The sequence below is a fragment of the Protofrankia sp. Cj3 genome (assembly GCF_917627355.1).
In the GTDB taxonomy this organism is placed as follows: Bacteria; Actinomycetota; Actinomycetes; order Frankiales; family Frankiaceae; genus Protofrankia.
In genome coordinates this window covers 16,211-22,334 of record NZ_CAKJTR010000024.1, presented here as the reverse complement: position 1 = coordinate 22,334, position 6,124 = coordinate 16,211, and the positions used below count along the sequence as shown (strand labels likewise).

At 68.5% G+C, this 6,124-nt stretch carries 7 protein-coding genes; 6 read left to right on the top strand and 1 reads right to left on the bottom strand.

What is annotated here, in order from left to right:
• The coding region (locus MJ783_RS05395; RefSeq protein ID WP_239308813.1) for a hypothetical protein at positions 1-266 on the top strand (266 nt) is incomplete at its 5' end.
• 87 nt (positions 267-353) lie between these two features.
• Complete coding sequence (locus MJ783_RS05390; RefSeq protein ID WP_239308812.1) at positions 354-1,823, top strand: flotillin family protein; 1,470 nt, start codon at positions 354-356, stop codon at positions 1,821-1,823.
• A gap of 45 nt (positions 1,824-1,868) precedes the next feature.
• On the opposite strand, the gene MJ783_RS05385 is transcribed toward MJ783_RS05390, so the two are convergent.
• Positions 1,869-2,498 carry a TetR/AcrR family transcriptional regulator gene (locus MJ783_RS05385; RefSeq protein WP_239308811.1) on the bottom strand — a complete coding sequence of 210 codons (630 nt, stop codon included), beginning with the start codon at positions 2,496-2,498 and terminating at the stop codon, positions 1,869-1,871.
• An 84-nt stretch (positions 2,499-2,582) separates the two neighbouring features.
• Between MJ783_RS05385 and MJ783_RS05380 the strand changes: the two genes are divergently transcribed.
• The 4 genes from MJ783_RS05380 (at position 2,583) to MJ783_RS05365 (ending at position 6,028) form a co-directional block, all read left to right on the top strand.
• The gene (locus MJ783_RS05380) at positions 2,583-3,227 is read left to right on the top strand and encodes a TetR/AcrR family transcriptional regulator (RefSeq protein WP_239308810.1); all 645 of its coding nucleotides are present in this window, start codon (positions 2,583-2,585) and stop codon (positions 3,225-3,227) included.
• 358 nt (positions 3,228-3,585) lie between these two features.
• On the top strand, positions 3,586-4,365 hold the full coding sequence (locus tag MJ783_RS05375) for an SDR family NAD(P)-dependent oxidoreductase (RefSeq protein ID WP_239308809.1): 780 nt from the start codon (positions 3,586-3,588) through the stop codon (positions 4,363-4,365).
• A 97-nt stretch (positions 4,366-4,462) separates the two neighbouring features.
• Complete coding sequence (locus tag MJ783_RS05370) at positions 4,463-5,224, top strand: SDR family NAD(P)-dependent oxidoreductase (protein ID WP_239308808.1); 762 nt, start codon at positions 4,463-4,465, stop codon at positions 5,222-5,224.
• 18 nt (positions 5,225-5,242) lie between these two features.
• Complete coding sequence (locus tag MJ783_RS05365) at positions 5,243-6,028, top strand: ThuA domain-containing protein (RefSeq protein WP_239308807.1); 786 nt, start codon at positions 5,243-5,245, stop codon at positions 6,026-6,028.
• The last annotated feature ends 96 nt before the right edge of the window (positions 6,029-6,124 follow it).

The window sequence follows — 6,124 nt, the reverse complement described above, 5'->3', positions numbered from 1 at the left end:
ATCTCACACACGCTCTGAGTGCCTATGCTCTATCCCGATACCGAGTGGGAGAGTGCATGGCCGATCAGATCATGCTGGGCAAGACGGCTCGGGTGACCGGGACAATCAGGCCGGATATGGTGGGCGAGGTGATGGTTTCCGTGCGTGGTGGCGCGGAGGCGTTCCATGCTTATGCCGCTGAGGACGGTGTGACCATCGCGATCGGCTCCCGCGTGCTTATCGTGGAGTATCACCCGCCCCGTACCGTGATCGTCACCAGGTTGTGAGGACCACCGCTGGGTACGCCATTCTGGCTTCTGGCCAGCGCATTCTCGTAAGTTTCAGCAAATCCGGGTCTCAACAGAGGAGATCGCGTGGTCCCGATCCTCATCGCGGTGGGTGCGGGTGTCATCGGCATCATCGGCGTTATCAAGTTGATGTGGCGGGTGGCGGAACCCAACGAAGCGCTGATTATCTCCGGCTTACGGGCGTACAAAAATCCGGACAACGCCGTGGCGGAAAGCCTGGGTTTCAAGATTATCACCGGGAAAGGGGTGCTGGTGTTCCCGGGCGGGCAGAACGTGCGGCGCCTGTCATTGGATCTTCGAGCCGCTCAGTTGAGTACCGATTGTGTCAGCCAGCAGGGCATCCCGGTCGGCGTGCGCGGTGTGGTGATTTTCAAGGTGGGGGATGACTACGCCTCGATCGCCAACGCCGCCCGGAGATTCCTTGACCAGCAGGACAAGATGGATGACCGGGTGCACAATGTTTTCACCGGCCATCTCCGGGCGATAGTCGGCCAGCTCACCATTGAGGATATGATCAGGGACCGGGAGAAACTGACGGCGCTGACCCGGGCGAGTTCCGGTATGGAGATGCAGAAGCTCGGGCTGATCGTTGACTCCCTGCAGATCCAGGAGATCGACGATCCCACCGGCTACATCAAGAATCTCGGCCGCCCGCACGTCGCCGCCGTGGCCGCCCAGGCGCGCATCGCCGAGGCGCAGGCCGACCGTGAGGCGACCGAGCAGGAACAGGTCGCCGCGGCGCTCAAAGCGGAAGCGGCCCGGGACAGCTCCATCAAGCAGTCGGGTTTCCAAGCCGAGGTCGACGAGGCCGCCGCGCGAGGGCAGCAGGCCGGCCCGCTGGCGGAAGCAGCCGCTCACCAGCAGGTCGTGGTCGAGCAGACCAAGGTTGCCCAGCTTGAGGCGGACCTGGAGGAACAGCGGCTGCAGACGACGATCCGCAAGCCGGCGGACGCCCGTGCCTATGAGCAGATCACCCTGGCCCGTGCCAGCCGCGACGCGCAGATCAGCGCGGCTGAGGCGAGCGCCCGGGAGGCGACCTTGCTGGCGGCGGCGCAGGCCGAGTCGACCCGTACCCTCGGTGATGCCCAGGCGCATGCCCGGCGCGCCGTCGGTGATGCCGAGGCGGACGCCCTGCAGGCCAAGGGGCTGGCGGAGGCCGCGGGGATCAGGGCGCGGGCGGACGCCCTGTCGGTGAACCAGGAGGCCGTGATCGGCCAGCAGCTCGCCGAGCAGTGGCCGGCCATCGTCGAGGCGGCGGCGAAGCCGTTCGGCGACGTCGACCAGATGATCCTCCTCAATGGCGCGACCGGTATCGGCGAGCTGCTGACCCAGGCGCTCTCCCAGGGCAGCGCCGGTCTCCAGCTCGCGCGGTCCCTGCTGGCGGGCCAGGCGCGGCCCGGCCCGCCAGCTTCCGGTACCGTTTCTGGTGATGTTCCGGCGCCGCATGTCGACATCCCGGCACCGGCATCCGCCCCCGCGGAGCCAGCCCTGCCGGTGGAACCAGCCTCACCGGCAGCCGATGCCGACGAGGCATAGTTCAGACGAGGCATAGCTCAACAGTCATCGTCAGCCCAGCTGACGTCAGGTGCCGACGATGCGCTCGGCCAGCGCGGCGGTCTCCCGCAGGAAACGGCGTCGGCCGAGCCCTTCGAGGATGGCGTCCTCGGCCAGCCAGGATGCCGCCGCCGTTTCGATCAGAGACAGCAGGCCTGTCGCCATCACACCGGCTTCTGCCGCCGGTATGCGCTGGGCGGGGAGCCGGGCCGTGCGCACCGCCTGGGTAAGCAGCTCCATCAGGCGGACCCGGGTTTCCCGGCGCAACGCCTCCGCCGCGAGATTCGCCCCGGACGATGTCACGAAGTAGACCGTTCCGGCGAGGCGCTGGCCGTCGAGCCAGCCCAGCATGCTGGTCAGCAGATCACCGATGGGGCCGTCGTCGGCGGCCGGTCCGGTGATCTGGGCATCCAGTTCCCTGACAAAGGCATCGCTGAAGCTCCGCATGGCCTCCAGTAGAATGTCAGCCTTGGACGGGAAGTGGTAGTAGACGGCAGCCGGCGTCATCCCGGCTTCGTCGGCGATGTCGGCAACGGTGACCGTTTCCAGGCCACGCATGGCAAACAGCCGGGTGGCAGCCTCGATGACATCAGGGCGGCGGGATGGCCGGTGTGCCGGTCGTCGTGGTTCACCGCTCCGGTCGGTGCTCGCGGTCATGTGGCAGATTACTCCTGAAAGCTGCGGGACACCTGGGCCGGCATGGCTCTGCGAACAGCAACAGACGGTCGGGAGGCGTTCACCGTGGCGGAGCCCGCAGACCTGCCCGAGCGGGGCAGGCCGCCGGCCCACCGGCCATCCAGACGCCAGATTATTATCAGCGCCGCCATCCGGGTGTTCGCACGCAAGGGGTTCGACGAGGCGAGTGTCCAGGACATCGCGGCAGCGGCCCAGGTCGTCCCCACCGCTGTCTATTACCACTTCTCCGGCAAGGAGGAGCTGTTCGACGTGGCGCTGCGGCGGGTGGTCGGCGCGACCAACGCCGTCGTCGCCGCGGCTCGCTCCGATGACGAGCCCGGTGACTTCACCGCGCTCAGGCGGGTCACCGCCGCGGTCTGGGACTGGATCGAGGCCCACCCCGACGAGGCGCGGCTGCTCTACCTGCACATGCCCGGCGCGACCCAGCAGGCGCGCACGCTGCGGCGGGACTTCGAGGAACTGCACATCGAGCGGTCGTTCGACTACATCGTCTCCGCGCGGGTGCCGGCCACGCGGCGTTCCGCCGTGGCCAAGCATGCCACCCAGTCACTGGCCGCGCGTACCCTCAACCACCTGCTGCTCGCCATCCATCCGATGCGCATGGACGACGGCCCGTTGAGCCAGCAGCCGCCGAAGGCGCTACGCCGCGCGCTGGATGCCGTGTCCGAACGGATACTCACTGTCGATTAATGGTCGACGCTTTGTCATTGATTTTTCCGCCACCGGACGGTGCCGCCCGCACGGAACCTATGGACAGATATTGGCGGGACGGCCAAGGGCAGTTACTGTTGTCGCCATCACAAAAGTAGCCCCGGAGGGAGCGCCGTGTCCCCGGCTGCTCCTCGGCCGCTCTCGGGCGAGGAGCCCGATAGCGGCAGCTCCCGTGCTCCGGGTCCGGAGTCTGCCGAAGAAGTTCCCGGGCAACGAGCCCTGGTCGAGGCCGACCGCGATACGGGCTGTATCGGTTCGTCCGAGAACACGGCCAGGGGCCGTCTGGGCGCGGTGAGCCGGACCCACGACGTGAGACAGACTTCAAGAAGGGATCGGGATGCTCGCGGGACTCAGCGGTCGGTCGGTGGTCGTCACCGGCGGTGCGGGTGCGATCGGGTCGGCGGTCAGCCGGCGGCTTGCGGCGGAAGGGGCACTGGTCGTGGTCGCAGACCTCGACGACGCCGCCGCCGGGACGGTCGCGCGGGCCATCGGTGGTGACGCCGTGGGCGTCGGCGTCGACATAACCACGCCGGCCGGCGCGCAGGCCAGTGTCGACGCGGCTGTCCAGGCCTTCGGAAAACTGGACCATTACCATGCCAATGCCGGCGTGGAGTGCATGGTGCGGCCGGTGGCGGATTTCGATCCGGCTGACTACCACCGGGTTTTCGCCGTCAACGTGCTCGGGGCCTTTCTGTCAGCGCAGGCTGCGGTACGGCAGCTGGTGGCCCAGGGCAACGGCGGCTCGATACTTTTCACCGCGTCCATCGCGGCGCTGATGGGGGCCGGTGGAACAGCGATCTACAATGCTTCCAAGCATGCCGTGCACGGCATGGCCCGCTGCCTGTCCCTGGAGGTCGCGGGTGCTGGAATCCGGGTCAACACCCTGGCGCCGGGCGTCGTCGAATCCCGCATGATGGATTCGCTGGGCGCCGGCCTTGGGACGCTGGCCGGGGTGGGCGAGACGGCTTTCAGGGGCGGCATGGAACGCGCGGTGCCGCTCGGCCGGTACGCCACTCCCGCGGAGATCGCGGCGGCCGCGGCGTGGATCCTCAGCGACGAGGTGCCCTATCTGCACAACGAGTGCATCACTGTGAGCGGCGGAATAGCGCCGTACTGATGCCCGCCGTACCGGTACCCACAGCGCTGATGATTGCCCCACTGAACACGCGGGATATGTGGGCAACGCATCGACGGTCGATGAAAGGTGACAGGTAATGGATCTTGAATTGGCGGGGCGGCGGGCGCTGGTGACGGGCGCCAGCCGAGGACTCGGCCGGGCGATCGCGGCGACGCTGGCCCAGGAGGGCTGCTCGCTTGCCCTGTGCGCCCGCGGCGCCGAAGGCCTGGAGAAGGCCGCGGCCGAGCTGCGTGCCGACGGTGCCCAGGTGTGTGCCGAGCCCTTCGACGTCAGCGACACCGACGCGCTCACCACTTTCGTCAACGGCGCCGCGGCGGAACTGGGCGGGCTGGACATCGTCGTGTCCAACGTATCCGCCGGCGCGGCCAAGGACCCTGGCCAGTGGCAGCGCAGCCTGGACGGTGACCTGCTGCCGTTCGTCCGGCTCGCCGAGGCCGCGGTGCCGCACCTCGCCGACGGCGGTGGCTCGATCATCGCGATCGGCACGACGAACGCCTTCGACACGGTGCGGCCGGCATCGGCCAACGCCTACTCGGCTATCAAAGCGGCCGTGCTGCACCACTCCGCGGCGCTCGCGCGGACCCTCGCGCCGCGGGGGATCCGGGTCAACACGGTCTCCCCCGGGCCGATCGAATTCCCCGGCGGCGACTGGGAGAAGATCCGGGAGCAGCGGCCGGAGGTCTACGCGGAGGTCCTGGCCAAGATCGCTGTTGGCAGGTACGGCCGCCCTGAGGACGTCGCGGCAGCCGTCGCCTTCCTGGCAAGCCCCCGGGCCGCATTCTGTAACGGGGTCAACCTCGTGGTCGACGGCGGGCTCGTCACCCGCGTGCAGTTCTAGAACCGGCGGTTGCGAGCCATGGCGGGACCGGCCGGCCGGGTGGAGGCCGTACTCGTGTGCGGCGGGCGCTGGCACGACTTCGACTTCGCGCGGTTACACCTTCTTGAGCGCCTGGGAAGACACGAGCGGGTGCGCACCCGGGTCTTCGAGGACTACGCCCGCATCGATGCGATCGAGTCCGCAGACCTGCTCGTCACCTACACCTGTGACGTGCGTCCCAGCCGTGAGCAGCAGCGGGTTCTGGTGGACTTCGTGGCGCGCGGCGGGCGGTGGCTGGCACTGCACGCCACCAACGCGGCGATCGAGGCGCCCACGCCGGGCGGGGAGCGTCTGTTCACGACGCCGCGGGTGTTCGGAGCGGTGGCCGCGGTGCTGGGCAGCCAGTTCCTCGGCCACCCCCCGATCGCGCCCTATCAGGTCGAGATCACCCAGCCGGATCATCCGCTGGTCGCGGGGATCAGCCCCTTCCAGGTCAGCGACGAGCTGTACGTCAGTGAGCTGCACCCGCCGATCGACGTGCTGTTGCACACCCGCTACCGCGGGCCGTCCCGGGGCTTCGCCGAAGGGCAGGTGCCCGCTTCCGCGGACGCTCGCCAGCCCGTGCTCTACCTGCGTCGCCATGCTGCCGGCGAGGTCTGCTACCTCACCCTTGGGCACTGCCGCGGCCGATTCGACGTCCAGGATCTCGGCGTCGACGACCTCGGCCACAGCGACCGGGGGAGCTGGACCGTCCCGGAGTTCATCACGGTGCTCGACCGTTGCTTGTCCAGAGCGGTCTACGGCACGGAGCACGGCGCCGGGTAGGAGGCTCCGGTAACAGGGGTGTAGATCAAAGAGCGGGGCTGGGGCGCGTGCGTCGCAAGGCGGCGCAGAGAGCCACCCTGGTCCTTTGATCCGCAA

Bases quoted from the DNA above. Each gene is read 5' to 3' on its own strand.
- MJ783_RS05385 (WP_239308811.1), bottom strand. From the start codon at position 2,498: ATGACCGCGAGCACCGACCGGAGCGGTGAACCACGACGACCGGCACAC.
- MJ783_RS05375 (WP_239308809.1), top strand. From the start codon at position 3,586: ATGCTCGCGGGACTCAGCGGTCGGTCGGTGGTCGTCACCGGCGGTGCG.
- MJ783_RS05370 (WP_239308808.1), top strand. From the start codon at position 4,463: ATGGATCTTGAATTGGCGGGGCGGCGGGCGCTGGTGACGGGCGCCAGC.
- MJ783_RS05365 (WP_239308807.1), top strand. From the start codon at position 5,243: ATGGCGGGACCGGCCGGCCGGGTGGAGGCCGTACTCGTGTGCGGCGGG.